Raw genomic sequence first — 26,923 nt, forward strand, 5'->3', positions numbered from 1 at the left:
GGTAATATCTCCTGCACGCTGCTGCTTGTCACGCCGGACACCGACAGGCTGTAGGTAAAGGGGGGCTCACTGCCTGTCCAGCCTGTCTTGGACAGGGTTTTGGTGGTTAGGGTGGACTTCGCCACCTTGGCGTTCCAGGCCGTTCGCTCCAACGACGTGATGTGCTTGGTGCTGTCAGACACATGAGACGCTGGGGCCGCTCCCGCCTGCGCCGCTGTTACACCGTGCGGATTTGATTTGTTTCCGGTGTGTGCCGCGAGGGTCGCATCCGCCTCATCCGCAAAATCGTTGATCTCAGTAATCCGCGCATTGAAATTCTCCATGCTGACGGCCTCTTGCGCCGTAAATGCGGAAATTTTAGTTGACAATCCATTCACCCCTTTCAAATTCGTCCCAATCCATACCCTTCGCATCCAGCCCCGCAAACGTCAATGACTGCGCCTCAAGTTCCGACCAAGTCAGATACAGGTAAGCGATTTCTAGAATTAGGTTCGCCGGAATCATCTCGTACAACGTTGAGTATAGCGGGGTCAAGTCCACTGCCTTGCTTTCGCCGCGGTAGGTCACTCTAATCACATAGTCTTTGACCGAAATGTCCACCGGCACGCCCATGTACTTCTCGATGATCTCCTTGAGCGCTGTCACACTGATCGGCGGTTTCGACGCAAGCCGGGCCAGCAGCGCTTCGCGCCGGGATTTTATTGTCCCGTCCAGCGGCGCAGATACACCGAGAATTTTTTCCCACCTTTCGATCCCCTGCTCATCCGCCTCCAACACCGACTTGTTTTTTACCGCCGTTTTTATGCGAGCGGATAACTTGTTGATTTGGATGTTAATGCAGTTCGCTAGCGCGTCGATCTCCACAACACCTTGAAACAGCTCCGGCAACAGACCTTTATAATCCGCTGGATCATCATAAAACATCAGCTCGTCACCTCGCTTACCGCAACTGCACCGACGACCGGCACTTGGAAGGACGCAAACGTCTTGGAGAGCGCGAGATTGCCGGCGCTGCCGTTGATCGTTACTGCGCCGACATCGACAATACTTTCATGGCTGTTGAGAATGTCGGAAACCAGTTTCGCGTGAAAGACCGTTTCGTCGGAGAATCCCACACCTTCTATATAGTCCTGGATCGCGCCCTCCACTACAGGCTTGACGACCGAAAAGCTGGTTCCCGTTTTGAGCTTCACAGATGCCGTGACATTCACCGGCAAATTGGTCGAGGTTTTCACCGTCACCGTGTGGAAAATCGGTGCGATGCCGGTCCCGTCGCTGCCCATGAGGCTTTGCACTTCCTCCACCAATTCCTCTGTCGCGGTGTTTCCCTGCTCGTCCCCGATCACCAGGCCCACGTTTCCCACACCCTCGGTGACGGCGGAAAACACCTGCACCGCGCCCACGCCGTCGATTGACAGCGTCTTTTCCTCATAGTCAGCAATGTTTCCTCCGAACGGAGCGCGCCGGATAGCGCTGTAAAATCGTTCGCGCAACTCGTCGTCCGTCTCTTCATCACGTGCAGGGATCAAGGGCTGTGCCACTAGCTCTGCGCGGCCCAGGCCGTTGATGTTGTCGGTCGGTAGAATGTCACCGCCGTAAAGGTTCCCAGTGGTTCCAGTCTGCTCAACTTCTGCTTTGTATTTGCCGGTTTCCAGCTTCTCGGTTAGTTTCAGGGTGATATCCTCGACCATGAACCGCGCACCCAACGCCGCATCCATCGGGGTGCCATCGGCGTCGTATAGGTTGATCTGTCGAATTGCGTTGCTCGCCGCTTCCCTCGTGACACCGAAATCGTTCACCACGCGGTCAAGCCAGATATCGGTTGCGGTATCTGCAAACAAGAGATTAAACAGATATCCCAACTGATAATTTTGCTGGGCGATCAACACCGCCGCCGGCGCGAGGGTGTTATAGATGATGCTGCCCTCGCGTTTGTCCAGATCGTCTGGGACTTCAGCCAGCATCTCGCTCAATATTTCTTTGTACTCATAATTTTCAGCCAAACGGCACGCTCCTTTCCTCGGTGATACCCCCGAACTGTGTGGTCACTGTGAATTTGACATGCGCCGCCTCGCCATCAAAGGTGAGCTCGAAATCTTCCACCCCAGTTACGCGGTCGTCCTGCCCCAACGCCTCCTCGATCCTTCGCTGGATGTCTCCGGCCACGAGAGAACGCGGCTTTCCAATCAGTTCATCCATTTCTACACCGTAGTCGTTGGAATAGATAAGATATCGAAATCGTTCGGTGGAAAGGATCAGTTTCACCGCCTGCGCTACAGCTTCCAGTCCGTCAATTTTGCCCGCCAACCGGTCGCCGTTCAGCCGGTAGGTCTTGGACGGCTTGATTCCAGCATCCTGCCCATAGGTCTTTAGTACACTCATAGCTCACATCCTATCAATAATGGCATAGCGCTGCCCGCCTCGCTTCTGCACCACTGCGACGCGCTCTCCGGGAGATAGCCCGGTTTGAATTGTGACCGGCAATCTATTCACGGTGATGCTTTCAATCTCCGGTTCTGCGCTCAATATCTTCTGCCCGTCGCTGCCGGTGTCATCCTTGGTAACGGTGAACGAGATTTCCCCCCGGATGGTTTGCAGGTGCCGGGGGATGTCAACCATGTCAAGCCCTACCTCTACCGGCTTGCTTTCCAGTTTGACACCCGCGCCAGTGTAGGTTCCGTACAGTACATCCGCCATTCCCTCATTTTCGATGTATTCTTTTACGATTCGTTTGATCTCCGTCACAAGATCGGCCATATCAGTACCACCACCCATATCTCAGATTCAATTTCATCGTGTGATTGCTCCCCTCAAAGGTATGGGTCGCGCTGTCTACCAACGCCCACATATCCAGCCCCGCTTCTTCAATTTCCACCTTGACGCCGCTGCCCGCGATCACGCGCATATCCCCCACGCACTCCACCGACAAGGACACTGTTTCCCGGTTTTTGAGCGCCAACAGCCGCGCCGCGCGGTCCTTAAGCTGGGCTTCATTGAGGTCTGCACTCACCTTCTCATAGTGCATGAGCTTGCCCCATTGCCCAATGTTTGCGCTGTCCTCCGACACATAGGTGTTGCGCACGCCAGCCGCCTTGTCGTCCTTTGCCACCACGATATAGTTGTAGCTGTCGTCATCGATGCTCTTGGTATGCTCAAACCCAGTTGCAAGGCTGCTGTCGCCGATCACCAGAGGTAAGCGCAAGTCTACGGTGTCCCGCAGGTCGATTGCGCCGAAATTGTCCCGTAGCGTGTAGTAATAGCTGTTGAGCAGCAAGTTGTCCTGGATGCTCTGATAGATCATATCCAACAGGGATTGATTATCGAAAAAGTATTTGCCCAGGTTGATTTCGGTTTTGTCCACCTGCCCCAGCCGGATGCGGTCGCCGATGGTGGCGCACGCGCGGTTTAAAAATGCGTCCAGCGGTTCCACTGGGCGCATGATGGTGTATTTGGCTTTGAGGTATCGGAGTTGGTCATATGCTGTGCACTGGCATGTGTCGCGGTTTTGGCGTGTCTTGAACAAGAACCCATAAAATACATTGGCCCCGCCGTAGGTAAAAATCACGGTGGAGCCGTTGGGAAACGGGCCCGCTCGCGCTGCTGGGTACTCAAACGTGAGGCTGCCCGCGCCGTTGTTCCAGTTGGTTTGAAATTTGATATTGCTGGTGATCTCGCTAAGATCGTTGCTGCCGACTAATAGGATGGTATCACCTCGCTTTGGATATGGAAAGGCACGCCAACCTATTGCGGCGGCGCGCCTTTGATAGTTTTATGCAGCTTTCAGATATAACAGTCGGAACGTCTCCCGCCCCTTTGGAGTGACAAGGGTTTGCGTCCCGCTCCACTGGGTCTTCTCGTTATAGCATTCTTTGATTTCAAACAGGCCGTTGTTCTTATCCGCATAAGGGAGGAGCTTTCCCTTCTTGTCCCGGTAAATAAACTTCTTGTCGAGCAGGAACCGGATGAATTCCCGCTCCCCAACCTCCAACTGTTTTGCAGTCTCGCGGAAGTTTGTAAGCAGATTCCGGTCTACCAGCTCGTCAAAATATTCCGCCTTGGGCTTCATAATCTGGTTGTCTACGGTCAATGCGGCGTTAGTGGCCTCCAAGGCTTTGCGCTTGTCCTGTTCCTCCTTCAGGGCTGTTGCAATGCGGATGATGGTATCGGGGTTGAAGATTGCGGCTTCCAACGTTTCCGGGGTCATGTACGCGCCGTGCTTGCGGATGCTGGGGAGCACCTCGGACGTTACCCACTTGCGGAATGGTTTCGCTTCCGGTTTATCCGAGCGGAGGATGACATTGTACAGCCCGGATTCGTTGACAATATTCGCTTTTTGTGTACCACCAAGGGTATCGATCTGACCGACCCCCTTTTCATCATCATCAAGTCGATTGTAAACATCTGCGGGATTCCCGATATTCAAAATTTTACATACATCCTTCAGCACAAACCAGGGCTCCCCGCCCCGCTCGATTGTTCTGACTTCGTTGTTCTGGTACTCAAAAATTTGTAGTTCGTTCATTCTCTGTCTCCTTTCAATAACTCGGGCTCCAAAAGCTGTTGCAGGCCGCGCGTCCCTTCTCGGTGACTGAAATGCTCAAGGGTGTTTCGTTGGCCGGTGTAATCAAAATGCCTTGCGATGTGATTTGAAATTCAACCTCATCTCCTTCATGAACTCCGAAATTACGGAGAGCCATGGTTGGGACGTGCAGGTGCATGTCCTTCTTGATTTTTCTGACTGTCGATAGCATTTGTAAAACCTCCTTGTTGTAAATCCCCCGGAGGTATGATATATTGGATTTACCAAACCTTCGGGGGCGGTGTGCGAGCGTTCCGTGTTTGCTTCTCAGGGCTGCAACGGGCGCTCTCTTTATTTTTGTGCCAAAAGAAGATGAATGCCTTGCCTAATAGCTTCCGCTCGGCTGATACTGTGATCTTTGCAGTATTTTATCAGTCGTTCGTTGGTTTCCCCGTCCAGCCGAAGCGTAAAGTTTATTGCTTTCGGGTCATTCACTTTCGGCCTTCCTGTTCTTGGCGACACTTCATCACCTCACTTTCTGCCTTGCATAAATTATGTTAAATGCAATGCATAAAGTCAAGAGGTTTTACAAATTTTCTTGCTGCTCAGATTGTGCTTGCTGTCCCCCAGCAGATGCGGTATAATAAAAACAAAAGGGGGCGCTAAAATGGATAACAACGAAATGCTTGTCAAGATCATAGAAAAATTAGAGGCGATGGACAGTAGGATTGAGGCAATGGACAGTAGGATTGAGGCAATGGATAGCCGCCTTGCGTCGGTAGAAAAGATTACAACCGAAATTCAACAGGATGTAAAGGCGCTGAGCGACAAAATGGACAAGGGCTTTGCCGCCACACGCAGCGAGGTTGTTGAGGCGGTAGAGGCGGTCGGCCGCAAGGTTGACGCGCTGGAAGGTAAAGTCACTGACGTGGAAACCGTCACTGCCCGCAATGCCTTTGAGCTGCAATTGATTAAGGGCAGAGCGTGATATATAGATTTATTTTTAGGCCGGGATTCTGGCCTTATTTTTTTACCCGCTCAACCCTAAAGTTTCGCCCTAATGCGACACTGGTCAGTGGTATAATATAACAAAATACGACAATGGCAGGAGGGTGTTGTTGTGTATTGTAAGCATTGCGGGCAACAAATTGACGATGACAGCACATTTTGCAAGTTTTGCGGAAAATCTCAATCCGAGCCAAGGCAGTCCGCCAAAAAGTGCCGCGTCTGCGGTGCCGAACTAAGAAACGATTACCCTGATGACATATGCGGAACTTGTAAGGGCGTTGTAGAATGTATAAACAAAGCTTCAAAAGATGAAGAGGGTGATCGCGGAGAGCACGCCGGAAGGAAGTGCCGCAAGTGCGGTGCTACATTGCCGGATAGCTACCCGTTTTTTATCTGCTCCGTATGTAATAACGCGCAACAAACGAATACAGAAGAGCCAACTGCTCCAAAACCGGTAAAAACAGAATCGCCTTTCGGACGCACGAAATTGCCACAGAATGAAGGCAGCGGATGTTTACAGTGCTTCAAATGGATGGCGATCATATGCGCCATATTTGTTATCTTTGGACTGTTTGTGAATTATTCAAAAACAGTGGGGAACGGGGTTGCTGGAAAATCAGGAGGTATTGAAAGCGCACCTGAGATGTCCTTAACGGACTATTATTATATACAACCTGGAATGGATCAGGAGCATGTTCTTGATGTGGTTGGATCATCTGGCAAGGAAACCCACGGAAGTGGTAAAAATGCCATTATGGTCTGGCGCATTAAAGGCGATGCAGACTATGCTTATATTACTTTCAGGGATGGGAGCGTGCTGTCGAAAGATAAGCGGTCGGTTCAAGACAGCGCGGCATCCTTATCATCAAGCGTCGAATCTTCGACTATTCCGTCGTTAGACTATAAAAACGATGCGCATAAAATATCTATTATGGTTATTAAATCGTTTTTAAGTGAAAATGGAATTAGTAAATATGATAAGCTTGGTTGGTATTATCCAGAAATTTATACTGTAAAAAATGATACTCACTATATCGCATCAAAAGTAGATTATGGGGATACGGATCACCCATATGTTGTTGGTGTGAAGTTTACCGCTGATAGCGACTTCGGCTTGGTATATTTTTCGTTCGACGGAACCGTTTTTATTGACGATCAGTCTGATGAACCTAGCGATACAATAGTCGATTCATCTTCGCAGGCTCAAGTTATCCCAAATGATAATGGAGAAGTTATCGTTTGGGAACACGATTTTGCAGGAGAGGGGCCGCTGATAGGTGATGATTCGAATAGTTTTGACGTTGAGGACGGTTATTATGTAGATCCCAATGGGCGCATTGGGAATATTTATTATGAAGGCGCGGAAGCAAGCTTTTTTGACGCATATACCAACGCAAAATAACATTAAGGAATTCACGAAGCATATTAACCGGCTTCCATTGGGTTGTTTGCCTTTATCTGCTTATTGGGACTTTTTGGGTAACTCTGTACTCTTCTATCGCCTTACTCATCGCATTAAACGTCTCTTGCGTCCTTTTTGCTTCCACTTCCACATGATGTTCTCTCTGCATTCTTGTTTTGTCATTTCCCAATGATGGACTTCTTTTTGATGCTTCATATTCTCTTTTGGTCATGCCGGGAACATAGCCGTTGCTTGTGATATTATAAATTGTCTTGCCGATTGGTATCGTATTAGGATTTGTGTAAAAATTGCCCTGTCCGTCTGTGAATGTCATCCTATAGGCTGATATGGCGCTCCCCTCTTTCGGACTGTTGTTGCCTCCAACTGGCGTGTAGTCTGACCATTTCGGCATCAGTGCTTGTGCCACATCAGCGGTAGACTTGAACACCACCTCCTTTGGCATCTCCGGCACCTTGCCCGGCCTTGGAATATACGGCACATCCTGCGTGCGTACACTAGCCTCTTTGTATTGCGTAAGCTGGAGCTTGACGCTGTACACGCCTTCATATTTTTCGGTTTGGCTGTACCCCTTGACCAGCACAAGTTCAGATACCTTGCCGCAGTCCCCGACCATCACCAGACGGTCGGGGTCTTTGCTTTGCATCATCTTGTCCAGCTCCTTGAAAATGTCCTGCGCGGGTTCCCAGCCGTCCACGTTGATGCGGTTGGCGGTCAGCTCACAGGAGACCGTCCAAGTGTGCAGGTCTGGGTTCTTCGCCACCGGGAACTTGCCCTGCTCCACCCCGTCGTAGACGGCGAGGTCGCGCTTTGCGTCGCTGTCCACCGCTGATACCTGATAGATTGTCAGGTTGCCCAAATAGACCTTGTAATTACCCATCGTATACTCCTCCCGGCATGGACGCCGCCGATTCTTTGACCATATCGCCCAATACGCGATAGCCCTCCATCCAGTCGGCATCCTTGGTGATTGTCTGATTTTGCACGATGTACTGCGGTGCGAGGGTGGCGGTGGAATACTGTGCAAAAAACTTTGCCCCGGCGATGTCCATAAGATATTTCATATTTTCCTGCTCGATTTCCACCTCGCCGGTGACCTTCAATGGGTCTTCATTGGCGATCTCCACGGGGATGCTCTGCATGGCGGTTCCCGCGGCGCTCTTGTATTCGTCTAAGCTGGTGGTGTCAATTTGTGCGTCAATGGCGGAAAATGCCGCAGAGAGGCCCCAGGCGGCCGCTGTAACGCCAGCCAGGATTCCAATTGCTTCCGCCCAATTTCCGGTAAGCCCTTTTACAGCAATATCCGTAATCATTGTCCACAGCGCTGCGCCCTGCTGCGCCGCTTTGTAAGCTAACAGTCCCGTTACCACGCCGCCTAGGACAGGGATCAGCTTGTCCGCGTTCTCCATTACCCATGCGATCCCGTTGCCAATCAACCTCATGCCGTTCACCATGAGGTTGATAAACGGCTGATACTTGCCCGCTTCCATGTTTGCGTTGAGGCGGGCCATCACCTGCGCGAGATTGTTCATCACCGGCGTGGCCTGCTCACCGATCTCAGTTTTCAGGTTGCTTGAAAATATGTTTGCCTGTGTCAGTAAGCTGTTAAAGTTGCGGTCTACAACCTCCTGCGTCGCCCCGAATTGGTTGAGTGCTGCGTCGATCTGGTCGATCTTCCCGGCCGCATCCGCTGCGCGTAAGCTTTCGCCCGAAAGCCCTGTAATGCCATAGCGGTTGCGCATGGACAGGACATCCCCGGCCAGGGCCTCTTTGAGCGCGAACACTGCGCCTTCCGCGCCCTGCGTGGGGTCCTTGGCATATAGCCGTTCGGTCATCTTGATAAGCCGCTCGATCTGGTCGATGTCCCGTGTCACAGTCATGAAGGAGGTCACACCTTTGGCAACATCCTCGCGCCCAAGGGCTGAAACCTCTGCGTAAGCCCCTACATATTTGTACAGTGCAGAACCAGCCTCGTCGCTTTTGAGCAGCGCTTGGAAAGTTGTCTCCTGCACTTTCTGTAATGCCGCTGTATTAATCGCCGCAAATGTCCCGTCGAGGGCCTTTTTTGCGAGATACGCCACAGAGACCAAGCCCGACATCCTGCCGATCAGGGTGTTAAGTCCGCCAGCGCCTTTGTTCGCCGCCGTACCGATCTCGCCCATTTTTGCATTGAACTCATCAGTTGCCTTGTCGATGCGCTCCTGCTTTTTCTCGTATTCTTCCTGCGCCTGAATGATCTTCTTGATATTTGCCGTGTATCGGTCGGTTAACTCAAATACAGCGGCCAATGTCTGCGCCATACTTCACCCCCTCAATTTTCCACGCTTTTCCGCATCCTCTGGGCTGCGTATAGGTCGCTTGCAACGATAAAAGCGCGGTCAAACACCGGAAGCGACATAAAATCGCGCGGAAGAATGTTGTGATTTTGCAGGGCGAGGTGGGCATATTGGAAAAACCCGTCCTCGCCCTGCTCAATCAGTTTTTTACCTCTTCCACCTTTTTTGAGAAGCTGACAGTAGCATTTGCGTAGTCCATGTAAACCGACACAAGGACGCTGAGTTCCGGCCCGTTGACGATACATTTGAGTGCCTGCACCGGGTCCAGAATCTTGCGCCCCTCTCGCTCAGACAGCGCGTCGAGCAGTTCTTTGTTGTGTAGATCGGGCACCACCATGGATTCCGCAACATACCGCACCATGATTTCTTCGCTGCTTTCACCCTTCTCGCGCACCTGTCGGCTCACCCTCAAGTCCTCGTCTGCGGTGAGCTGCCGCATTTCAAATTCTTCGTCGAATGCTTCCAGCTTGAATTTTAGGTTGGGCTTTCGCTTGGGATTCAAAAAGTTGTTCAAGCTCTTCATACTTGTTACTCCTTAAAGTTGCTGATGATATCGAAGTCGTCAAAGGTGAACGCGCTGTCATTGACAATAAGGCTGTCGCTGTCGTCGGATAGTTCGCCGAAGCTCACAGAATCCAAGATTACGCCAGTCAAAATCACCTCACAGCGGCCTGTGGCGGCCTTCTCAGCGTAATACTGGATCGTGATATCCGGGTATACCCCGGTGTTCTTGTATTCCTTCATCGCCTGAACAAACGCCCCCGAGGCGTGCGCATAGGATAAATCGCCTGCGCCCTTGATGCCGCGGATCGCGTTCTGTTCCATGCGTTCACCCAAAAACTGCCGCGAATCCTTCTTGGCCTCCACCCGTGCGGAAACCTTGGTGATGCGGAATGCGCTCAGCACCCGGCCGTCCACCGTGATATACCCTTCGCCGTCCCTGCCGGCGGGTAATTCTTGCAATCTTTTCTTTTCCATACAATCCCTCCTTTTACAGCGCCGTCACTGTCACGTAAATCTTATCCGTCGTATCAGCCACACGCAGATTTACGCCGGCAACCACTTCGTCGCGCTTCGTGCCCGGCTCTACCACAATATCGTCCGCTGTGAAATCAATGACATATCCCTTATCGCTGTACTCGCGCGTGGTCATCTCGTAGATCATGCCCTTGATCTGGTTGCGACCGTCTACGCTGTTGCGGATTTGACCCACGGCGCGGGTATCGAGCAGCTCCTGAAGATCGCGGGAATACTGGCCGTAGGTGCGAACTACGAGATTCTTGTGAAATTCCTCCGGCCGCTCGTCGGTGTATGTGGTCAGGCTGTTGATGTCGTACAGCGCCATGACCCGGCCGTGTTTGTACACAAACAGGGTCTCGCCCGCCTGCGTGCGCAGCTCTTGGGCTGCCTCTGTGAGGCGCGGAGACACATCCGTCCAGCCACTCACAGGATAGTAGTAAGTTGCGCTCTGCGAAATTCCGCACGCCGCCTGGATGCCCGCCATGGTTGCACAGGCTTCCGCCGCAGTCAGCTCATAGCCGGTGGTCTTGCCGCCCACCGTGTTGTTGATGATATACGGGTCATCAAACCCGCTGCCGCACATGACGGCCTGGATCGGGCACCCTGCTTCATTTTTCGCGTCAACATACTGTTGAATCTTCGTCATGGTCGCGGTATCAGTTCCGGTGTAAGCGATCACGTTGTATTCCCACTGCTCCAGCTCCTCCAGCCACTCGTCGTATGCCGTACCCTCCACGGTTCCATCGGAGCCGCCAGTGAGCTTCGCGGTGCCCGCAGCGATTGAACTGCCGGTGATCTCGACAAATCCATTTGCCCTGAACCCGGCGACCGAGGCAATCACCTGGGAATCCACCTCTGCCGTGCCAAGGAAAGTCTTTACCTGATACCCGCCGGTGACAGCTTTCACCGTTACCGATATATCGTTTCCGCGATCACCGCCGTATGCCGCAGTGACCGTCGCGCCGCCAACGGTCCCCTGTGCCTTTTCGCCCTCGTTGAGGCGGTACAGGATCAGGCCGTTCGCGTAGTTCATCACCTCGCGTATCAGTTTAATCTTTGCATCATTGATTTTATATCCGAGCTTCAGCAGCGGGTTCTCGCCGCTTGCAAGCTCGATCACCCGGTCGCCCCAGCTCAAAGCAAGGGGCATTGCCACAACACCGGAAACGGCCGCTGTGTCGCGCTGCCCCGCCTTAATTTCTACATAGGTGCCGGGGATGGTCGCATTTACCATAGCTTCAACTCCTTTTCTGCCTTTGTTATCAGTTCTCCGTCGTCCACGGTCAATTCATCCGCACGGAAGGCCGCCGTCACCTGCGCGGTGTTCTCCAGCACTTCCCCGTTTTTGTCGTAGCACGTAAATCCGCCAATTTCGCTATCTACCGCGCTAATTTGCTGTTCAATCAAAAATACGGCGCCCCATAGCTCGGTTTGATCCAACTCGCTGCGCGCAAGATAGGCGATCTCTACACCAAATTCATACTCCGATAGCCTACCGATGCGTTTACCGTTTGCTAAATTGTAAAAACTGACGAACACGGCAGGCGTATCCACTCCCTGTTGCTGCGGGGACAGATAAACGGAGCAGGCCGGGAACAGTTCCGCCAGCCGGTTTCCCAGTGCGAGCTTGAGGTGATCCGAAATATTGAGTCTCGAGGCCGTGATCCCATCCTGCATCGCCTGGTCGATGATGACGTTTTCCCGCATAGTTTCCTCCTAAAATCCTGTTTTCCGTTTTAACCGGTTGATCTCATCCTGAAACAGCGAGGGCAGCGACCGCTTGACGTAGTCAGTGCTTTTCTCAAGCATGTGCTGCCCCGGATAATAACCCTTGATCGGCCCGCTTTTAGTGTTTTTGATTGCGTGGCCGCTGTTTACATAGAGCGCATACCGGACGTTATTAGCGTATCCGCTCACCCATTTCGGCCCTGCTTTGGAGGTCAACATCTTTTCCCACCCGCGTCGCATTGTGCCGCCAACGAGTTTTATTTTTGTGTAAAATCTCACCTTTTTCCCGGCCTTTTCCCCTCTTGTAATCGTAAATTCAACCGGGTTCGGATGCTTTCCCACGGGGGTCAGCTGTTTTACTTTCTTCCACCCTAGATTTGCTTCCTGTGTTACAATCCGGCGTGCAACTAGGTCGAAAGACGCACCGAGCTGTTCTAACTGCTTCCGGTATTCCTCCATGGATTGACTGTTGATTTCAACCTGTCTCACGCGATCTCCACCACCTCTACGGGCGCGACCTTGTTGACGTTGTACTCGTGTACACGGCCGACGATACACAGGTATTTACGCCCCTTGTGAACGAGCCGAAGGGTGTCCCCCTCCGTAACGTCCTGCGCAGGGTCAAAGTACACCATATACTGCGTTGCAGTTGCGCCGGCGTTGTCCTGTGTAAGCTGCGGAAGTGTCTTGGTTGAGAGGTGACAGCGCACGCCGGCATATCGCCGGGTTTCTTTTTTGACGTTTCCGGCCTTTGTGGCGCGCCATATCTCACAGATGTCGCCCCACATGGATTGCAATGCCGCGCGGGCAGCTTGAACGGATTGTTGATTCAGATTCATGCCCTCACCCCTAAAACAACCTGCGGTATTGGTTAAGTACCGCTTTATGGGCTTGCATCGCGCCGGAGAGGGACGCGGCGGCAACGTCGCCAGTCGCGAACGTCACCGTCGTGTCGCCCTCTGTGATTGCCTTAACTGCGCCGGTGCCGGATTGTCCCGTCTCTGCTGTTTCCGCCGCCCAACCGATTTCCACCCAGGCATAAAAAAGCCCGTCCGGCATATTCGCCCTGACGGGGATATTGCAGTAGTTAAGTATGGATTCCTTTGCCTGGTCGATGTAAGACAAGTGCTTTTCCTTCTGCGCCATCGATTCCGTATGCGTCAAGTAGCCGCGGCGCACCCACTCTTTCAGGATGTCCTCGCCGGTCATGCTCTCACCCCTTATGCGCCCGCGGCGTGCGCGGTCTTTTTGGTGTGCACATAGATTGCAGCCGTCTCATTGTCACGCACAATCAGGTCGTGGTGGATGCGGTAGAACACGTCGTATGCGTCTGCGCTCTGGTTCTGCTCCGGGGTCACAATCTTTGACACATTGCGTTTGACAACTCCGCGGAGGACGTCACGATTCGCATAAATGAAGTTGATGTCCTTGGTTCCAACCACCGCATTTTCTCCAGTAGTGGCATTTACAACTTCATATCCGCCTTTTTTCTCGCTCTCGCTGGTGCCGTCCAGCAGTTTCACCTTGGAATAAAAGCGCACCTGCGGTACTTTGATGATCGGCGTAATTCCATCCAGCATCGCCACGCGGCGGTTGATGTCGCCGTTATTGCCGTTCACATCCAGGCGGCGGGAAATCGCGTCGGTGTTTTTGAGCATCTCGTAAAAATCATTGGTGCAGTATAGCACACGTCCCTCTTCCGGCACCTCTTTTTCGTTCAACGTCTTTTCGGCTGCGTCGAACAGGGCAAGCGCCTTGTCGGAGCTGGTCAGGTCTTTTTCCACCACCGTACCAAGGGAACCGGAACGGGATGCAGCGTTGTAAATCTCCATGAAACGGATCGCGTCGATCTCCGGAATTTCTCGGGTTCGCACATACTGAAGCGTGACCTGCCGGAACAGCGCAAAAGCGCTTTCATCGTCGTCGACCACGTCAATGCGGAACTTTCGTCCGCGATCGTACTTCAAAGTGTGCTCCTCGTAGCTCACCGACACACCGCCCTGTGCATATCCGGCGTCGCGGTCGTAATTTCCTGCGCCATCCACCGAGATTTTCGGCAGTTTGATCTTATTGGTCCCGACAAAGCTCTGTGTCAACGCTGCGTTGTCGAGGTTTGCGGTCTTGGATTGCAGTGCGTACACCTCATCCAGAACCGACAAAAATTTCAGTGCTTTTTCTGCAAAAGTGTTAATTGCCATTCAATCACTCCTTACTTGTAATCGTCGGCAAGCCGGCTTCGGCCCGCCATGTGCTCATGTCATCCATTCCTCCCGGTGTTTTTCCGCTCACGGGCGGCCCCGGGTTCCCTGTTTCCTCACCGAACAAGAACGGGTTTGCTTTTGCGACTGCTTCCAACTGATCTTTTAGGCCGATCAGGTTGTCGCCGTCCAGGCTGACCTTATCGACATCAAGCAGAGCGCGTGCCGCTTTCACATTTTTTGCCTTGGCTTCTACCAGGGCAAGGTCAATTCTGCTGTCCTTTTTCTGCTGCTCCAGCTTGGCGTTGAGCGCTTGCGTCTCAGTGGTGTACTTTGCTTCCCAATCCTTCGCTGCTTTTTTGATGCCCTCAACATCCAGTTTTTTAAACTCGCCGATTGCCTTGTTTGCGCCGTCGAGCTGGGTTTGCAGCCCGTTTGCCCGGGTTTCCAGCGCCTCATACTTGCCCTTGTCCACATACTGACCAGAGGCAAGATTACCGAGCTTGATTTCCTTGTTGTTCTTTAGTTCGGCCTCTAGCTCCGCATAGGTAAGTGCCCTGTCCCCAAAAACAGACTTTAAAAATTCCATACTTTCCTTTCTCCCGCGATGATGCTTTTGGCTTATAGATGCGCTGCTGCCCAGCGCTGCGCGGGCCCTGTATTTAAACGCCGGCAGGGTCGGCAAGATAGATATAACAAAAGAGCCTTTTACGCCTTGCTCAGGGCGGCGCCTTACCCCGCGCCGGGAGATATCTGGATCACCTCCTCCCTCTAATCCATCCAAGAAGCTCAAAAACAAGCCATACCACAAAAATGAGCAGCACGGCGATAGCACAGCAAAATTTTAGGGCGAAATAAGCGTTTGCCATATCAGTTCCTCCTCAAAATAGGCATAAGAAAACCGCCTTGCTCATCGCTTGGCGGTCTCGTCCTGCTTCTTTTTTTTCTCGAGTTCCTCTTGGTACTTCGCATCCAGTGTCGCCAGTAATCTCTCTCGATCTAAATTTCCATCGAGTGTTAATTCGTCCAATGAATATAGTCTCGGCTTATCAGTCGGCTTTTTCTTGGTATCTGATTCCATATGATTTTCCTCCCGTCAGAAAGTCCCTTACCATTTTCAAATATTTTTCCGGCGAATCCAGATAGTCCGGTGTTGCTTGCATTGCTCGCCGGAGCGCCTGATACATCCCGGCAAACTCAAACTCAGCGGTTTTTTCAATTGCATACAAGCTACCGTCATTGCCAACTGCGGTAATTACGCGCAAATTTTCATGCAACGCGAATACTGAAATATCCTCGATCGTAAATGTGTTGCCGCTTGGGTGGTTGTGGAGTATAATCGTCGCTCCATCCGTCGGCGGGCGTACACTATACGCCTCGCCGATCATACGCCCAGTTTCCTCGAGATTGTCATCCAGGCCAATCGCCACCTCTGTCCCAACCGGTCTATCCCTTGCAATTCTAAGCAATTCTTGATGCTTCTGCTGTAGCGTCAAATTCTGTTGATCTGTTAACCCAGACACCTCGATCTTCGGCACCTTGCGTATGGCCTCATCGGTCACTTTGATGTTTTCCAATTTGATATCGTTCAGATCTCCATTTACATACCGATTATACCACTCCCTGTAAGTCATGTCACCCGGCACCGTTATGGTCTTGCCCGTCTTTGGGTCGCGCGCCGCGCGCTCGCCCGCCACGCTCTTTAGCCCATCAATCACCGGAATGGTCGTGCAGCGGCAGAATGGATGCATCGGCGGGCTGTTTACCCCAGGCACCGCATCCTTGACCTCAAAAGTCTTGCCGTCCAGCGCTCCGCATATACCGCAAGTATCGGTGTCAAAGGTCGCTAGGTATTGATACCGCTCAATGCCGTCATCCTGATACGCTTGCTGTGATGCCCGTTCACTGGCATAAGCTGCTTCAGTATACAATAGCCGGTATGCCTCAAACTTTTTTCCTGCGCCAGTAACATTGCCGTCCTTGTCCACCTGTACTGCGCCAATCGCCTTGGCGAGGTCGTCCGCAAAGTCCTGCGCTGGTCGCCCTTCCGCGAACATCCTGCCGAGCGTCTGCCGGATGCGAAAACCGATGTCTACATCTTGCCGCCACAGCCGGGAGGAGAGGTCTGCGCCCATAACCGGATAGGCCATAACCGCACTGATTGCAGTCTGATCCACCTTAGCAAAGTTAATCAGACACCCGGACGCCTTAGAGAGATCAAACTGCGCACGGTAGTATTGATCGGTGTAGAGTCGCCCCACAGCGCCCTCGACGCCGTCCCGCTGACGCTGGTACAGTTCTTGCAGGATCGCGTCAATATCCATCTCGAGCGCTTGCAGACGGGTGATACGGGCCCTGGTAGAGAGGTTATCGACCTGAAGGTCAAACGTCCCGATTGCCCGCTTTGCCAGCCGCTCATAGTCCTTGAGGCGGTCGTGGAAGTTGTGCAGCTCCTTTGGGCTCAACGCCTTTTGCGCCTGCTCTAACGTCACCTTGTTGTGCTCGGCATACCGCCCGTAGAAGGACTGCACCTCTGCTTCAACGCCTTTTTTTGCTTGCTCAAACGCCGTGATGATCTCCGATATCTGGTTAAGTGTTGTTGATTCCATCCGGCGCAGAGCGGCAAGTTTGCGCCGCTCCCAATAGGTCATTCGCCCTCACCCGCCTGCGGCTGCTGCATCTGGTATTGGTCGAGCAGGTCTTCCTGCTTTTTCCGCTGCTCCTGCTCAATCCGCTTGCGTTCTTCTCGCCAGTCCTCCACCAGCGGATGCACCTTGGTCTTGGTTTCGTCCGACATAACCTGATCTGAGGTGCCCGCGATGATCTGTGCCGTCTCGCTGTCGTTGCGCGGCTTGTTGCGGGTCCATATCTGTTCGATCTGCGTGTCCTCCGGCAAACCGAGGTATCTTAGGATCGCCCGCAAGAATTCGCCCAGCGCCGGGCGGAACTCGGTCTCCATAAGCCCGGCCTTCAGCTCCAACAAAGAATATAGGAACTCGATGTACACGCCGCTCTGGTTTCCGGTCTTGTCCGGATCCGGGTTAACCGCCATGGCCGAGATGTACAGTTGGTTAATCAGCATCTCCATGTACGCCTTGCGCGCCTCAAACGGGATTTCCGCCCGCAGCACATCCACGCCGCCCTCTCCGTCCACAGAGAAGAATTTGCGCAATTTGGCCTCCAACAGGACATTAATCTCCTTCGGCACCTCTTTGACCGTACCGTCCGGCCGCTCAACGTATTCCGCCCTCCGGTTTTCTCCGTTGTAACCCTTTAGCACAAACAATATCTCCTGCACATCATCCATGTCGTTGGCGAGGCCGGAGATCACTTTATCGATGCTGTCTATAACTCTTTGATACATAACCAGGTCTGACAGCTCAGATTCGTTGTTTCTGAACTCAATGAACGGGATGCGGCCGTAATTGTGCGTCACTGTTCCGCGATCTTCCGATCCGCTCACGGACTGGTCTATGTAAGTCACATCCCGGTCGGTCCATATCTCATTTTTGGTGATTGTTCGGCCGCTTTCGTCCTCGGTGCTGTACCGGCGGATCAGATACTTGAGCTTTGGCTTGATGCTGTCCGGATCGTATACCGGGATCACCTGCAACGGAGATATGAAATGGTAGTCAAACGGCCTCCCATGGTCGTACCAGTAGCACAGCCATGCCCGGCCGGTGTTGGATGCGTCGGTCGCCAGTTGCTTTATCACTTTTTCGTAGCAGTCACCCAACGTTTCTTTTACCAGGTCGGTCACTTCCGAGCCAGATTTGCCATCTTTCACGTCAAACTGCGGTGGGTATGTAAACATGTACCCCACCTTCTGGTCCACTAAAATTTTGTGCCAGTTGGTCGGGATGCGGTTGTCCGCCGTCCGCAGCGGATTTTCTCCGTTCTTCCTGTGCCAATCCTTTGCAAATTCGACCTGTTGCATTCCGTGCTGCACAATATCTGTCCGATTTTCATAGTAGTCTATGCCTTTTTGCGCTATCGCGTTAAATTTCTGCTGCTGGGGCACATATTTTGCCAGCAGACGGAGCGCCTGTGCATAGTCCATTAAATTCCCCCTATCCTCAGCCCGCCGGGCGGGTCGATCACCGTGGCGACAAAATAGCGCATATCGTCCATCGTGTGGTCATGCTCCTTGAGAGGCTTATCCTCAAGCGCTTTGTCGTCCCAGCTGTAGACGGCAAACTCGCGCCGGATGTCCTTGCAGCAATCGTTAATCCGCAAGGTGCCGTCCTGGAGCCGTTGCGCCACGCGATTGACTCCGAACATCACGTCGTTGACCGCCTGTTTAGCCATAAATTTCCCGTGCCTCCTGATGCACTGGATGAAGCTTGCCGCAGACGGGTCGATCACCACGCGATCAATGGGGTGCCTCCCGGCGAGCTTTTCCAGCTCAATATAATGCTCCTCGTCGGTGCGCTGGATGTTGGTTGCCCGGCTATCCCAATAGTATTCCGCCACACGATACCACCGGCCGCCGCATCGCCCCCACAGGCCCGCGGAAAATGGATTGACTGTGCCGTAGTCGATGGATATGACGTAGCGGTCATACGGCCGCGGCTCCGTCCGAACTACATGAAAATCCTCGCTGAACATTGGGTAGACCCGCCCCCGCGCCACCACCCATTTGCCGCGAATAAACCGATCATAGAACACACCGGAGTACATTCCCCCGTACCGTTCTCTGATCTCCTGGGAGAGCGAGGGATTGTCGTCCATCGTGAAGTGCAGGTACAGCGCTTTTTTCTCGTCCCGCTTGCAAATCCACTCGAGATAAAACCAGTGGAACGGGTGCTCCGGGTTGCAGTTGAACCAGAACTTGGACCCGTCCACCGAGCAGCGGGCCGTTGCCTGTTCCACAAACGACTGCGGCATCAGCGCCACCTCGTCGAACAGCACCCCGGCCAAGGTCACTCCCTGGATTAATGCTGCACTGCTTTCATCTTTGCCGCCGAAGATATAAAATCGGTTGCTCCTCCCTTGATGAGAAATCTCCAGATAATTTTTGCTGACCCGGTCCTCGCACTGCATCTCGCCCGCCATCTCCGTCAGTAGCGGTGTGACGACGTTTCGCCGGCAACTGGACACCGTCTTTCCACAGATCGCAAAGGAACAGCCGTCAAATTTGGTCATCGCCCACAGAAGGAAGGACGTGGACATGGACAACGTCTTGCCCGCGCGAATTGATCCGTCACAGATCACTGCATTGTATTGCTTGCTAATCGTCGGGTGGGCCCACCAGGTCATTACCTGCATCTGCTTGCGGCTGAACGTCTTGTACATCTTCCCACACCTCCTTTGCGCCTTGCTCGATTGCCTTGATCAGTCCGTTGTCTGGCTTTTCTTCGGCGTCTCTGCCGATGCCCTGCTTGTATTTGCCCTTGAGCTCAAAATACAGCTTGATCGCCTGGATATCCCCGGCGTCAACACGGCGCATAAGGGCCTTCCAGACACGTGACAACTCGCTGTCCGTATATCTATCGATCAGGCCATCCACGCAACCGCGGAACGTCTCGTCCTCAAGCCACCGGTAAAATGTAGACCTTGCGACACCAATACACTCGCATAACTGCGTAATTGTCCCGCTGAAATCAGGGTTTGATAACATTTCCGCCGCCTTGAGCTGTTTTTTCCCGAGCATCGTTTTGTTTCGTTTTGTCGTCACATCACCACCACACTTTTGATTATCTTCTCGCCCTTTGGCGCTTATTTGTAGCCCCGGGGTGGTCAGCCCCAGGGCTTGAAAGGAGGTACGCCCGCTATACGGGCTTATTCGTAGATCTCTGCTTGTAGATGCACCTCGGAAGGATGCAAAAATCCCTGCCACACTCCCGGTGGTTGTTCCATATGCATTTTCGGCAATTTGGCTTGCGTATCATCCATGGCTTAGTTATGTTGCATCCCTCCTTTTAGGCATAGAAAATCCGCCCGTGGTACCCCATGAGCGGATTTTTTATACTTTCCATTAATTCTATTTTACCAATATTTTTTGCCCCATTGTGCCACTTTTCAAAAAAGATTCAACTTTTTTGCCAGCATCATATGAATTTTATCCTTGTATCTGTTCCACGTCCTCCTCGACGGCCCCTCTGGACTCTCTGGAGAACGGATATGCATGTAATTGAAGTAGTCATACTGCCAATATGCCTTAATCGGATCGAACTCAGGTTGCACCTTGGCGCTGTAAATCGCTCTGATCTCTACACATGTCTGGTCAATCGCTTCGAGCTCTCTGTCTATTTCGGCAAGCCTTGTCCCTTTTTCCTCCGTCGGCTTTCCTACACTGTTTCCGCGCGGCGTCCCATCCTGCCGCGCGCTGCCGCCATAGATGATATCTAGCCTCCGCTTTTTCAGCCTATCATAATCACCAATCACTGCTTTGAGCCGCCTCGTCAGCGAGCGATCCAGCCCGCTGCTCTTGCGTATGTATTCGCGCATCTCACTCGCCTCCTACGTTTTGTCGGTGTCGCCAATATGTCCTCCATCCATTTGGAGGATTTCTTGCAGTACGGGAATCACTTTAGCATAATAACGGAAAGCCGGAACCTCCTTGCTGCTGTGCCTGGATTTGTCATGGAACCATTTGCCGAACTCATTGGTTTTTAGGTTGTGCCGGTTGGCGAGCTTGCCCACCATATTCGCACTGATTTCCAATCGCTCGCCGATCTCCCCAGCACTATAGGTCTTCTCCGCCAGCTCTGGCAAGGGAATCAGATGCTCGCCCGTCAATACCTTGGTCGCGTGTGAGTTGAGCACCTGTTGATAGGTGGTGCCCTTGTATTCGTCGGCAAGGCGTGTGAGAATTTGGGCCTTGCGGATTCTGGCATTTTCTTCCCTTGTCTGCGCCATCATCCGCTGGTATTCGCTCATGCTTACAACCTTGGCCTCGCCCGAGCGCAGCGCCTTGAGGATGCTGCGTATCCACGCCCGGAACTCCTTGGCCTTGGGCTGGCTCGACAACATGGTAACTTCGTAGATTCCATCTTCGGTGAAAAGGCGGGTATTATACTGCTTGCCATCAGTAGCCCTCATCTTGAGGGTTACTGAAAACTCCTCGCTTTTAAGATAATTGTTCCTGTCAATCAGAGTATCGATGCCCTTACGACCATTCGCGTACCCTAAACACTCCGCCAACTGGTTGATGGTCATAAACATGTCCTTGTTATCGCTGTAAATATCCGCCTCGATCTCTCCGAATTTTGCCGATTGCACCAATTTCAATTTACTCACGCAGATTTTACCCCCTTCTGTGGCTTTATTTATTCAAACTATCTGAGGAAGGCTTGAGGCAACTGCCGAAGTTTCCTTGGCAATTGATTATGTACTCTTCAGCAATTGTTTTTTCTAACCTTTCGTTCCCCATAACTGCAAAACCCATTTTCCGGCCATACGGTGAAGTCGTGATACTCGCATCTAATTTCATTGCTGCCAATCGGCATACTGTATTTGCAATCGCTGCATCGTACTACATCCACCACGTCAGCATCGGTTACAATCTCAGGGTCTTCGTCAAGCCCATATGTCCAGCGCAGTGCATCACATGCAGAGCCGCGATATGTTACTGTTGTACACTTCGCGCGTGCCGGGCATTGTTTACACCCTTTCATGACTTTGCCCTCCAAAATTCATTTTTCGCGGCCGAAAACATTGCTACAAAAACAAATTTCAATCCACACTCTCCTCCATTACCATCAGCGTTTGCGATTCTACTCCCCCACAGCTCCAGCAAAGCGTATTATATCCCCAGTTCCACACCATACCGCTTTCACGGACACGGTTTTAATTCATCCATTGTTGACCTCCTGTTCCACAAGTCTATCGCAATACCCTCATTTGTCTCCCATCTTGTCTCACAACGGCACCTTGTGCACATGACCGCATAATTATATACAGCATCCTCAATTACCGCTTCGCCGCCACAAAATGGGCATGGTTTCAGTTTTGGCCGGTTTTTCTTTTCCCGCTTCTTAACCTTTTTGCTCTTTTTCATTGCGTTTCCCCTTGTTGTCTATTTCGATCTTTTTTCTACCGGTTCTAACCCAATATCTTCATACCCTCTTTGTCTACTCCTCGCGCATGTCGGCTGGATTTCTAAGCCATTCTTCCGCCGTCTGAACGCAGCCGTCATATGGTCCACTATCTGGGTATTCCTCGATATAGCAACATATGCCCCCCTGCTCATACTTGCAACATTCGCAGAAATCAGCACTGCATAGCAACATTGCCAGTTCACCGTTGTCCATAGCCCGAATGCGGTCGGCGTTGCTCCGCCCTTCCTCTGCACCTTTCTTCCGGCGGATCAATTTCCCTAGCCGTTCTATCTTCTGTTCCTTGAATTTTCCCGCTAACTCCTCGCAGTCATGCAGTATCGCCATCTGATCCAGCATAATCCGCACATCCGCGATTTCTTCCGCAATCTCTTTGCGGTTTTCTTTGCCCCGCGCGTGCTTACACAGCTCCTTTTGCAGTTCCGCCATCTCTTCCATCGCCATCAGCGTTTGCGCTTCTGCGCCCCACAGTTCCAGCGCGGCTTTGTACGTTTCACCCATTTCTTTCGCCCCCTTCCGGCTTCAAGCCCATCTGCACCACCCGGCGCCGCAGCAGTTCGTCCGCCACATCGTCCGCCTGCGCTTCTTTGTATTCTTCTGCCAACACTTCATAACGTTCAAATAGCCTCTGCATCCGCTTCGCACCAATCCCCAAGGCCTCATTCATTGCGATGCACATCAGCCATTGCGCTTTCACAATCCCCTCCCGGATCACCTGATCGCATAGTTCCTCCGCCATCTGCTTTTGCCGGTTGGTGTATTGCCGCCTGATATGGCTTTTCATTTCACCGCCTCCTCAAAACGCGCAGTCGCACGGCATCATGCTTTCCTGCTCCGGCAGTACCGCGTCTACCTGCGCCCAAAATGTCTGCGGCGGTATCTTCTCACTCGGGCAGATGTGCATTTCGTGCTTCATCGACCAAAACAGCGGCTCTAACTCCTTGAGGTACATCCCCTTGATGATGCTGTATCCCAGTTTATCCTCCGCAATCTTGGCATCCCACCAAATATCCGGCCGCAGGCAATAGACGCAATACCAGTGCTGTTTCCCCGCCTTCAGACAGCCGATGCAGTTGGCGTGTCTGTATATCCGGTATGTCACCGGCCGCTCTATGCCGACGTCCTCCGTGCGCTCAATCGTCCGCGTCCATTCCGCCAGCGGAAATTCCGGTGTATATCCCATCGCGCGGATGATCGTCCCACGGCGCAACATGCGCTCCGTCTCTCCCGCGTCAAACCCGTACAGGATATGGATATCCGCTGACTTCGGCATATTGCTTTCCAGCCATCGATTAAACGGCTCGGTCTTGAGGCGTGCGGTGCAGATTGCGCGCCCCGGTCTCCCTGCAAAAATCGTCTTGTGCTGCACACACACATCCAGCGGCGTGGTTGTCTCCCATCCCGGCATGTTGGCGTAGGTGATCGGCACGCCGCAGTAGTCCGCAACTTCGCGCTTAAACCGCTTGATGTCCTCGTGCTCCACCTTGGGCGATATATCGTGGTTGAGCAGGATCACCCTATCCTTGCCGTACCTGCGCACCGCTTCGATTGCTGCGAGGGCACTGCTGTGCCCCCCGCTGAAACATACAATTGCCTTTTCCACTCGATTCATCCCTTCAAAACAGCCCTGTATTGATTTTCAGGTGCCGTTCTTATAATTTCATGGCCATCCCATAAAAACATGTTTATACATGCACAGATTCGCGCTCAGGGCTATTCCGTCGCTTTCCTCGGCTTGTACCTGACAAAATACTCCTGGATCAGCGCCGACTGCGCCGCCGCGATCGGCTGCTCCAACGCCTTGCCCACATCCTCCATGCAGCGCTCCAGTGTGTGCGCGATCACTCCTGCCGGCATCCCCTCCGCTGCGTACTTGTGCACCAGGTATACCGTTGTCGGCGTGATCTCACGCGGCTCTATGACTTCTCTCAGCACTTTTATGCAGCCCTTCATACGCCTTTCCCAATAATAATAATTTTGCTTGCATGGGTCCCCGCAAAACATGCGCTTTGCGCTCTTTGATTCCAGCTTTGCGTCGCAATATTTGCAGTATTCCCGCCCTGGTGTCCTCCGCTTTGCGTACATTGCCCTGCTCTGACACGCCTTGCTGCAATACATCCTCTGATTGCCGTGCAGCTCAGCTCCACACACGATGCAGTTCATTCGCCCGCCTCCGTGATCTCCACCTCTGTCCGGGGATTGTCGCGGTCCACCTCCACGCGGCTCCCGTCGGTCCCCACCACGATCCGCGGTGACAAAGAGCTGTCGTCTTTGAGCACCTCGGCCTTTACCAGCACGTCGTGCAGCGCGCTGTTGAGGTTGGTCAAATCTACCCGCCGCGCCTGCGGCATGTAATACACCGCTTTCACGTTCACCGGCCGGTCGATGCGCTGCTTGTACTCAGCTGGGATCAGCAGCTCGCACTGCTGCTCATATTCCCGGTATGCCTCCGATTGCGCTATGTATCTCTTTCCCGTTTTCCCGTTCACCCGTATCTGCTGGTGGTTCTTTTTCGTCACCGGGCGCAGCGGGATCGTAAACTCGATCATTGCAGCACTTTGCGATGCTGTTCCATCTGTTCTTGCACCCATTTGAGATATTCACTCTCCCCTCTGCGGAACAGATAGTCGTAATATCCTGTTGTCATGAGGCTCAACATCGCCCCATAGTCCGCTTGGTCTGGACCGGCCTCCTCGTCCACCATCTGTTTGGTTTCAATCTGCCAATCGTCCAACAGTTTGGAAGTTTCCGGCGTGTCCGGCTTCTGTTTGACCGCCTCATGCATTCGGTTGGCCCAATCCCAGGCCCAATTTTTCAATTCTTTTTCGCTTAAAATGGCGCTTCCCCCCATTTCGTCGTATACACCGCCTGATTCTCCCAGCCGAACCGCTTCTCCAGCTTGCCCGGTTCATGAAACCGCTTGGAATCCGGGTTGTACATCAGCCGGATGTTGACCAGTTCCCCATATGCCCGGTTTTTCAGGCAACGCACTGTTGCATCACACTCATTCGCTTTCTGCTCCGCTTCCGTGCAGCGATGCACGTTGAATACGTTACATGCAATATTTGTGATGGTTCCGAGCCCTCCGACGCTGTCGCTGTCCTTAATCTCGCCGTCTGTCTTTCTTGGGTGTACCACCAGATGGATATGTATTCCCAACCGCTCCGCCAACTTTCTCAGCTTAATCGTGAAGTCCGCCTGAAGCTGGTAGAAATCCCGGTCGCTCCTGGTGCTGTTCACTGTCATCAGGTTATCCACCAAAAACACGCGACAGTCGTATCGCTTGTATGCCAGTTCAAACAATTTCAGGATCGCTTCACTTTCATCTGTCTCTGCACATCGGTTGTCGTACACCCAAATCTTGCCGTTATACCAGTTCTCTATCTTCTCCAGGTCGGCGCGCGGCACATAGCTGATTCTGCGCCCGCTCCTCCGATCCAGCCTGGTCTGCACCACGCCGCTGCCCGCCGCCTGAAGGTTGATCCCGTATTTCAGCCTGTCCGCTGGAATCTCGCCTGAATAGATACACACCTTCCTTCCGTCCTCTACAGCATGGAGCAGTGTTTGCGTCAGGAAGGTAGACTTTCCCTCGCCGCGCTTGCCCGTCCATACAGACAAGTCCCCGTCAAAAAGCCCACCCGTGGCCTTATCCAGTGCGTCCATACCCGTAAACGTCCTCGGTATGCTTGCAATATCGACATTCTCCACATCAGCCAGATTGAGCAGCCCTTGCACCTCCACCGGCTTCATCTGCTCGATGATTGTCCGGATCGCTTCTTCTCCCATCCGGTGCAGAATCTCGTTTGCGTCCTTGCAGGAACCATACAGGGTAAAATCCGGTTTCAGCATTTTGCAGTCGAGCTTTCGCCCCAGCTCCGCAAGCATCTTCCGCCCCGCGTCGTCGTTGTCCGCAAACACAGCTATCGTCTCATACCTTGCGAGCCAGTCGCAGCAGGTTTCGAGCCAGGTGAAGTCTTCGCAGCCGCTCGGCACTGACACGCAGTTTTTCCCCGTTGCCTGTCTACCGCACATCGCGTCAAACTCGCCCTCAAACAGGTATAGCACCGGGTCATGCTCGTCGCACAGGTGCATCCCAAACAAAATCGGTTCTGTACCCGCCTCCCTCCACATCTTCCGCTCGCCTTTCTCCACCTTGCCCGCTTTGCGGTATTTGACAAAAGTTGCTTCGCGCAGTTCAAACTCTTCGGCCGTCCGGTAATACGGGAACGCCAGATTGCCGTCTGCACTCGACACGCCGAACGCATTCGCCGTCTCCTCGCTGATCCCGCGCAGCGAAAGGTATTTTTTCCCATCGTCTGTCACCGGATAAAGCTCCTTGTCGGGGCGCTTGTAGCTTTTCTTTACCGGCGGCACGGTATATCTGTCCTCACGGTCCATTTCAACGCCAAACTCCTTGCACAGTTGGGAAAAATGGCCCTTCGTGTTGCAACTCCCTCGTTTGCAGTTGTAAGTGTGGTTTTTGTAGTTCAGCGCAAAGCTGTATTTGTCGCTATGCTCCCCGCCGTGACAAACCGGGCAATATTTCGGGATGATTTCGTCCCCTTTGACCGTGAAGTCCGGCAGGAAAGCCCGTGCAAAGTCAAATTCATTCATTTCGCCTAACCCCTTCAAAA

General features: G+C 52.7%; 35 protein-coding genes and 1 pseudogene. 2 read left to right on the forward strand and 34 right to left on the reverse strand.

The genetic code is table 11. From position 1 onward, the window contains the following. The 8 genes and pseudogenes from H8711_RS05795 to H8711_RS05830 all read right to left on the reverse strand — a co-directional run. Positions 1-323 (reverse strand): annotated as a pseudogene (locus H8711_RS05795) (hypothetical protein); the annotation flags it as partial. 34 nt (positions 324-357) lie between these two features. Continuing rightward, positions 358-924 carry a putative phage tail protein gene (locus H8711_RS05800; protein ID WP_249282523.1) on the reverse strand — a complete coding sequence of 189 codons (567 nt, stop codon included), beginning with the start codon at positions 922-924 and terminating at the stop codon, positions 358-360. Continuing rightward, complete coding sequence (locus H8711_RS05805) at positions 924-2,003, reverse strand: baseplate J/gp47 family protein (protein ID WP_249282524.1); 1,080 nt, start codon at positions 2,001-2,003, stop codon at positions 924-926. The genes H8711_RS05800 and H8711_RS05805 overlap by 1 nt, the downstream gene beginning before the upstream one ends. After that, entirely contained in the window at positions 1,996-2,382 is a 387-nt protein-coding gene (locus tag H8711_RS05810) for a DUF2634 domain-containing protein (RefSeq protein WP_249282525.1), read from the reverse strand. The genes H8711_RS05805 and H8711_RS05810 overlap by 8 nt, the downstream gene beginning before the upstream one ends. Positions 2,383-2,385: 3 nt before the next feature. Further along, positions 2,386-2,757, reverse strand: a complete 372-nt coding sequence (locus H8711_RS05815; RefSeq protein WP_249282526.1) for a DUF2577 family protein — start codon at positions 2,755-2,757, stop codon at positions 2,386-2,388. Between the two features lies 1 nt (position 2,758). Then, positions 2,759-3,745, reverse strand: a complete 987-nt coding sequence (locus tag H8711_RS05820) for an XkdQ/YqbQ family protein (protein ID WP_425516150.1) — start codon at positions 3,743-3,745, stop codon at positions 2,759-2,761. 24 nt (positions 3,746-3,769) lie between these two features. Continuing rightward, positions 3,770-4,522: a BRO family protein gene (locus tag H8711_RS05825; RefSeq protein WP_249282528.1), complete on the reverse strand. Its 753-nt coding sequence runs from the start codon at positions 4,520-4,522 to the stop codon at positions 3,770-3,772. Between the two features lie 13 nt (positions 4,523-4,535). Then, positions 4,536-4,751 carry an AbrB/MazE/SpoVT family DNA-binding domain-containing protein gene (locus H8711_RS05830; RefSeq protein ID WP_249282529.1) on the reverse strand — a complete coding sequence of 72 codons (216 nt, stop codon included), beginning with the start codon at positions 4,749-4,751 and terminating at the stop codon, positions 4,536-4,538. Positions 4,752-5,186: 435 nt separating this feature from the next. Between H8711_RS05830 and H8711_RS05835 the strand changes: the two genes are divergently transcribed. Together H8711_RS05835 and H8711_RS05840 are read left to right on the forward strand one after the other, a co-directional pair. Further along, positions 5,187-5,507 carry a hypothetical protein gene (locus tag H8711_RS05835; RefSeq protein ID WP_249282530.1) on the forward strand — a complete coding sequence of 107 codons (321 nt, stop codon included), beginning with the start codon at positions 5,187-5,189 and terminating at the stop codon, positions 5,505-5,507. A gap of 132 nt (positions 5,508-5,639) precedes the next feature. Beyond that, positions 5,640-6,929, forward strand: a complete 1,290-nt coding sequence (locus tag H8711_RS05840; RefSeq protein ID WP_249282531.1) for a zinc-ribbon domain-containing protein — start codon at positions 5,640-5,642, stop codon at positions 6,927-6,929. 52 nt (positions 6,930-6,981) lie between these two features. On the opposite strand, the gene H8711_RS05845 is transcribed toward H8711_RS05840, so the two are convergent. The 26 genes from H8711_RS05845 to H8711_RS05970 form a co-directional block, all read right to left on the reverse strand. Beyond that, positions 6,982-7,827, reverse strand: a complete 846-nt coding sequence (locus tag H8711_RS05845; RefSeq protein WP_249282532.1) for a hypothetical protein — start codon at positions 7,825-7,827, stop codon at positions 6,982-6,984. Then, positions 7,820-9,247: a hypothetical protein gene (locus H8711_RS05850; protein WP_249282533.1), complete on the reverse strand. Its 1,428-nt coding sequence runs from the start codon at positions 9,245-9,247 to the stop codon at positions 7,820-7,822. Before H8711_RS05850 ends, H8711_RS05845 begins: the two co-directional genes overlap by 8 nt. Before the next feature lie 175 nt (positions 9,248-9,422). Further along, positions 9,423-9,806 carry a hypothetical protein gene (locus H8711_RS05855; RefSeq protein ID WP_249282534.1) on the reverse strand — a complete coding sequence of 128 codons (384 nt, stop codon included), beginning with the start codon at positions 9,804-9,806 and terminating at the stop codon, positions 9,423-9,425. Positions 9,807-9,811: 5 nt separating this feature from the next. After that, positions 9,812-10,261: a phage tail tube protein gene (locus H8711_RS05860; RefSeq protein ID WP_249282535.1), complete on the reverse strand. Its 450-nt coding sequence runs from the start codon at positions 10,259-10,261 to the stop codon at positions 9,812-9,814. Between the two features lie 13 nt (positions 10,262-10,274). Further along, positions 10,275-11,537: a phage tail sheath subtilisin-like domain-containing protein gene (locus H8711_RS05865; protein WP_249282536.1), complete on the reverse strand. Its 1,263-nt coding sequence runs from the start codon at positions 11,535-11,537 to the stop codon at positions 10,275-10,277. Further along, a complete protein-coding gene (locus tag H8711_RS05870) occupies positions 11,531-12,010 on the reverse strand; it encodes a phage tail terminator family protein (protein WP_249282537.1) in 480 nt (159 codons plus the stop codon). The genes H8711_RS05865 and H8711_RS05870 overlap by 7 nt, the downstream gene beginning before the upstream one ends. Positions 12,011-12,019: 9 nt before the next feature. Beyond that, the gene (locus H8711_RS05875) at positions 12,020-12,520 is read right to left on the reverse strand and encodes a hypothetical protein (RefSeq protein WP_249282538.1); all 501 of its coding nucleotides are present in this window, start codon (positions 12,518-12,520) and stop codon (positions 12,020-12,022) included. Next, a complete protein-coding gene (locus H8711_RS05880; protein ID WP_249282539.1) occupies positions 12,517-12,870 on the reverse strand; it encodes a hypothetical protein in 354 nt (117 codons plus the stop codon). The genes H8711_RS05875 and H8711_RS05880 overlap by 4 nt, the downstream gene beginning before the upstream one ends. A 10-nt stretch (positions 12,871-12,880) precedes the next feature. Further along, the gene (locus tag H8711_RS05885; protein WP_249282540.1) at positions 12,881-13,240 is read right to left on the reverse strand and encodes a head-tail connector protein; all 360 of its coding nucleotides are present in this window, start codon (positions 13,238-13,240) and stop codon (positions 12,881-12,883) included. Between the two features lie 11 nt (positions 13,241-13,251). Continuing rightward, a complete protein-coding gene (locus tag H8711_RS05890) occupies positions 13,252-14,229 on the reverse strand; it encodes a hypothetical protein (protein WP_249282541.1) in 978 nt (325 codons plus the stop codon). Between the two features lie 4 nt (positions 14,230-14,233). Beyond that, positions 14,234-15,022 (reverse strand): phage scaffolding protein, encoded by a 789-nt coding sequence (locus H8711_RS05895; RefSeq protein ID WP_249282542.1) that lies wholly within the window; start codon positions 15,020-15,022, stop codon positions 14,234-14,236. A 117-nt stretch (positions 15,023-15,139) separates the two neighbouring features. After that, a complete protein-coding gene (locus H8711_RS05900) occupies positions 15,140-15,310 on the reverse strand; it encodes a hypothetical protein (protein ID WP_249282543.1) in 171 nt (56 codons plus the stop codon). Next, positions 15,279-16,880, reverse strand: coding sequence for a minor capsid protein (locus tag H8711_RS05905; protein WP_249282544.1), 1,602 nt, complete (start codon positions 16,878-16,880; stop codon positions 15,279-15,281). Before H8711_RS05905 ends, H8711_RS05900 begins: the two co-directional genes overlap by 32 nt. After that, complete coding sequence (locus H8711_RS05910; RefSeq protein ID WP_249282545.1) at positions 16,877-18,289, reverse strand: phage portal protein; 1,413 nt, start codon at positions 18,287-18,289, stop codon at positions 16,877-16,879. The genes H8711_RS05905 and H8711_RS05910 overlap by 4 nt, the downstream gene beginning before the upstream one ends. Continuing rightward, positions 18,289-19,524 carry a PBSX family phage terminase large subunit gene (locus H8711_RS05915; RefSeq protein WP_249282546.1) on the reverse strand — a complete coding sequence of 412 codons (1,236 nt, stop codon included), beginning with the start codon at positions 19,522-19,524 and terminating at the stop codon, positions 18,289-18,291. Before H8711_RS05915 ends, H8711_RS05910 begins: the two co-directional genes overlap by 1 nt. Continuing rightward, positions 19,460-19,906, reverse strand: coding sequence for a phBC6A51 family helix-turn-helix protein (locus H8711_RS05920; RefSeq protein WP_249282547.1), 447 nt, complete (start codon positions 19,904-19,906; stop codon positions 19,460-19,462). The genes H8711_RS05915 and H8711_RS05920 overlap by 65 nt, the downstream gene beginning before the upstream one ends. Positions 19,907-20,250: 344 nt before the next feature. Continuing rightward, positions 20,251-20,679 carry a hypothetical protein gene (locus tag H8711_RS05925; protein ID WP_249282548.1) on the reverse strand — a complete coding sequence of 143 codons (429 nt, stop codon included), beginning with the start codon at positions 20,677-20,679 and terminating at the stop codon, positions 20,251-20,253. A gap of 12 nt (positions 20,680-20,691) precedes the next feature. Continuing rightward, the gene (locus H8711_RS05930; RefSeq protein ID WP_249282549.1) at positions 20,692-21,471 is read right to left on the reverse strand and encodes a BRO family protein; all 780 of its coding nucleotides are present in this window, start codon (positions 21,469-21,471) and stop codon (positions 20,692-20,694) included. 535 nt (positions 21,472-22,006) lie between these two features. Then, positions 22,007-22,231: a Lar family restriction alleviation protein gene (locus tag H8711_RS05935; RefSeq protein ID WP_249282550.1), complete on the reverse strand. Its 225-nt coding sequence runs from the start codon at positions 22,229-22,231 to the stop codon at positions 22,007-22,009. A 73-nt stretch (positions 22,232-22,304) separates the two neighbouring features. Continuing rightward, positions 22,305-22,790 carry a nucleoside triphosphate pyrophosphohydrolase family protein gene (locus tag H8711_RS05940; protein WP_249282551.1) on the reverse strand — a complete coding sequence of 162 codons (486 nt, stop codon included), beginning with the start codon at positions 22,788-22,790 and terminating at the stop codon, positions 22,305-22,307. Next, a complete protein-coding gene (locus tag H8711_RS05945; protein WP_249282552.1) occupies positions 22,783-23,073 on the reverse strand; it encodes a hypothetical protein in 291 nt (96 codons plus the stop codon). Before H8711_RS05945 ends, H8711_RS05940 begins: the two co-directional genes overlap by 8 nt. Positions 23,074-23,085: 12 nt before the next feature. After that, on the reverse strand, positions 23,086-23,892 hold the full coding sequence (locus H8711_RS05950) for a hypothetical protein (RefSeq protein WP_249282553.1): 807 nt from the start codon (positions 23,890-23,892) through the stop codon (positions 23,086-23,088). Between the two features lie 110 nt (positions 23,893-24,002). Further along, complete coding sequence (locus tag H8711_RS05955; RefSeq protein ID WP_249282554.1) at positions 24,003-24,224, reverse strand: hypothetical protein; 222 nt, start codon at positions 24,222-24,224, stop codon at positions 24,003-24,005. Positions 24,225-24,448: 224 nt separating this feature from the next. Continuing rightward, entirely contained in the window at positions 24,449-24,880 is a 432-nt protein-coding gene (locus tag H8711_RS05960) for a RusA family crossover junction endodeoxyribonuclease (protein ID WP_249282555.1), read from the reverse strand. Further along, positions 24,835-25,107 carry a hypothetical protein gene (locus H8711_RS05965; RefSeq protein WP_249282556.1) on the reverse strand — a complete coding sequence of 91 codons (273 nt, stop codon included), beginning with the start codon at positions 25,105-25,107 and terminating at the stop codon, positions 24,835-24,837. The genes H8711_RS05960 and H8711_RS05965 overlap by 46 nt, the downstream gene beginning before the upstream one ends. An 11-nt stretch (positions 25,108-25,118) precedes the next feature. Then, positions 25,119-26,903 carry a bifunctional DNA primase/helicase gene (locus H8711_RS05970; RefSeq protein ID WP_249282557.1) on the reverse strand — a complete coding sequence of 595 codons (1,785 nt, stop codon included), beginning with the start codon at positions 26,901-26,903 and terminating at the stop codon, positions 25,119-25,121. Positions 26,904-26,923: the final 20 nt, after the last annotated feature.

It is taken from the genome of Ligaoa zhengdingensis (genome assembly GCF_014384885.1).
GTDB lineage: Bacteria > Bacillota > Clostridia > Oscillospirales > Ruminococcaceae > Ligaoa > Ligaoa zhengdingensis.

Excerpts from the sequence above, each read along its gene's own strand:
- H8711_RS05800 (WP_249282523.1), bottom strand. The coding sequence starts at position 924 with ATGTTTTATGATGATCCAGCGGATTATAAAGGTCTGTTGCCGGAGCTG.
- H8711_RS05810 (WP_249282525.1), bottom strand. The coding sequence starts at position 2,382 with ATGAGTGTACTAAAGACCTATGGGCAGGATGCTGGAATCAAGCCGTCC.
- H8711_RS05815 (WP_249282526.1), bottom strand. The coding sequence starts at position 2,757 with ATGGCCGATCTTGTGACGGAGATCAAACGAATCGTAAAAGAATACATC.
- H8711_RS05825 (WP_249282528.1), bottom strand. The coding sequence starts at position 4,522 with ATGAACGAACTACAAATTTTTGAGTACCAGAACAACGAAGTCAGAACA.
- H8711_RS05830 (WP_249282529.1), bottom strand. The coding sequence starts at position 4,751 with ATGCTATCGACAGTCAGAAAAATCAAGAAGGACATGCACCTGCACGTC.
- H8711_RS05835 (WP_249282530.1), top strand. The coding sequence starts at position 5,187 with ATGGATAACAACGAAATGCTTGTCAAGATCATAGAAAAATTAGAGGCG.
- H8711_RS05845 (WP_249282532.1), bottom strand. The coding sequence starts at position 7,827 with ATGGGTAATTACAAGGTCTATTTGGGCAACCTGACAATCTATCAGGTA.
- H8711_RS05850 (WP_249282533.1), bottom strand. The coding sequence starts at position 9,247 with ATGGCGCAGACATTGGCCGCTGTATTTGAGTTAACCGACCGATACACG.
- H8711_RS05855 (WP_249282534.1), bottom strand. The coding sequence starts at position 9,806 with ATGAAGAGCTTGAACAACTTTTTGAATCCCAAGCGAAAGCCCAACCTA.
- H8711_RS05860 (WP_249282535.1), bottom strand. The coding sequence starts at position 10,261 with ATGGAAAAGAAAAGATTGCAAGAATTACCCGCCGGCAGGGACGGCGAA.
- H8711_RS05865 (WP_249282536.1), bottom strand. The coding sequence starts at position 11,537 with ATGGTAAATGCGACCATCCCCGGCACCTATGTAGAAATTAAGGCGGGG.
- H8711_RS05870 (WP_249282537.1), bottom strand. The coding sequence starts at position 12,010 with ATGCGGGAAAACGTCATCATCGACCAGGCGATGCAGGATGGGATCACG.
- H8711_RS05880 (WP_249282539.1), bottom strand. The coding sequence starts at position 12,870 with ATGAATCTGAATCAACAATCCGTTCAAGCTGCCCGCGCGGCATTGCAA.
- H8711_RS05885 (WP_249282540.1), bottom strand. The coding sequence starts at position 13,240 with ATGACCGGCGAGGACATCCTGAAAGAGTGGGTGCGCCGCGGCTACTTG.
- H8711_RS05890 (WP_249282541.1), bottom strand. The coding sequence starts at position 14,229 with ATGGCAATTAACACTTTTGCAGAAAAAGCACTGAAATTTTTGTCGGTT.
- H8711_RS05900 (WP_249282543.1), bottom strand. The coding sequence starts at position 15,310 with ATGGAATCAGATACCAAGAAAAAGCCGACTGATAAGCCGAGACTATAT.
- H8711_RS05905 (WP_249282544.1), bottom strand. The coding sequence starts at position 16,880 with ATGACCTATTGGGAGCGGCGCAAACTTGCCGCTCTGCGCCGGATGGAA.
- H8711_RS05910 (WP_249282545.1), bottom strand. The coding sequence starts at position 18,289 with ATGGACTATGCACAGGCGCTCCGTCTGCTGGCAAAATATGTGCCCCAG.
- H8711_RS05915 (WP_249282546.1), bottom strand. The coding sequence starts at position 19,524 with ATGTACAAGACGTTCAGCCGCAAGCAGATGCAGGTAATGACCTGGTGG.
- H8711_RS05925 (WP_249282548.1), bottom strand. The coding sequence starts at position 20,679 with ATGCGCGAATACATACGCAAGAGCAGCGGGCTGGATCGCTCGCTGACG.
- H8711_RS05935 (WP_249282550.1), bottom strand. The coding sequence starts at position 22,231 with ATGAAAAAGAGCAAAAAGGTTAAGAAGCGGGAAAAGAAAAACCGGCCA.
- H8711_RS05940 (WP_249282551.1), bottom strand. The coding sequence starts at position 22,790 with ATGGGTGAAACGTACAAAGCCGCGCTGGAACTGTGGGGCGCAGAAGCG.
- H8711_RS05945 (WP_249282552.1), bottom strand. The coding sequence starts at position 23,073 with ATGAAAAGCCATATCAGGCGGCAATACACCAACCGGCAAAAGCAGATG.
- H8711_RS05960 (WP_249282555.1), bottom strand. The coding sequence starts at position 24,880 with ATGGGTGCAAGAACAGATGGAACAGCATCGCAAAGTGCTGCAATGATC.
- H8711_RS05970 (WP_249282557.1), bottom strand. The coding sequence starts at position 26,903 with ATGAATGAATTTGACTTTGCACGGGCTTTCCTGCCGGACTTCACGGTC.